Origin of the sequence: Vibrio marinisediminis (assembly GCF_014050145.1) — a bacterium.
In the GTDB taxonomy this organism is placed as follows: Bacteria; Pseudomonadota; Gammaproteobacteria; order Enterobacterales; family Vibrionaceae; genus Vibrio; species Vibrio marinisediminis.
The window spans coordinates 1-267 of sequence record NZ_JACFYF010000268.1; the positions used below are offsets into that span (position 1 = coordinate 1).

The window sequence follows — 267 nt, forward strand, 5'->3', positions numbered from 1 at the left end:
ATGCTTGCTCCAAGATCACATAAAGCTATCTTGGTGCAAGTGCCTTCCAATGTGCATGGTATCAGAAAGCTTCCAGGATCTTGAAGCTTTTCTGGTAAGCTTTTCAGAATGACTGCACTGCATTCTTCAGTGAGAAACACTTTTTCAGTTTCTCTCCAATCCTTCTTATGGCTTAAAATTTCTTTCATGAATTTAGCATAAGAAGGTATTTGCTCAAGTGCCTCTGCAAACGGAATCTTTATTTCAAGAGTCCTTAAATAGTCTGCA

The 267-nt window shown here is 38.6% G+C and carries 1 protein-coding gene; it reads right to left on the reverse strand.

Annotation, left to right across the window (positions count from 1 at the left end; all coding sequences use genetic code 11):
• On the reverse strand, positions 1 to 267 hold a 267-nt coding region (locus H2O73_RS21945), incomplete at both ends, for a hypothetical protein (RefSeq protein ID WP_220457763.1).